This window comes from Saccharothrix sp. ST-888, from assembly GCF_000955975.1.
GTDB lineage: Bacteria > Actinomycetota > Actinomycetes > Streptomycetales > Streptomycetaceae > Kitasatospora.
The window spans coordinates 1-343 of the sequence record NZ_JYJF01000651.1 but is presented as its reverse complement, the minus strand read 5'-3'; the positions used below and the strand labels follow the sequence as shown (position 1 = coordinate 343).

The window sequence follows — 343 nt, the reverse complement described above, 5'->3', positions numbered from 1 at the left end:
GGGTGATCCGGATGCCGGCCGTGCCCTGCTCGCCCCGCCGCCGCCGGCTGCCCAGCACGGTGAGCACACCGACCAGGCCGTACTTCTGGCGGAGCAGGGCGCGGTAGGCCGCCGTGCCCTCCGGCGGGCAGATCTCCCCCACGGCCGGTACATGCTCGCCGTTCCGGTTCCCCCGCACGTCGCACGGGCCGACCCGGACGTCGGCGCGATTGCGGATGCGCCGCCCCTTCCAGCACTCGGTGCCCGTCCCGATGCCGAGCCCGCCACCCTCCCGGCCCACCCACCCCGGCGTGCGCCACCCGGTGCCGTCCTCCCGGAACGTGGTCACCAGCATGTAGTTCCC

Annotated in this window: 1 protein-coding gene; it reads right to left on the bottom strand. The window is 75.5% G+C overall.

Annotated elements, in window-relative coordinates; genetic code table 11:
* A partial coding sequence (locus UK12_RS34105; protein ID WP_045307102.1) for a PPOX class F420-dependent oxidoreductase occupies window positions 1–334 on the bottom strand: 334 nt, incomplete at its 3' end.
* Window positions 335–343: the final 9 nt, after the last annotated feature.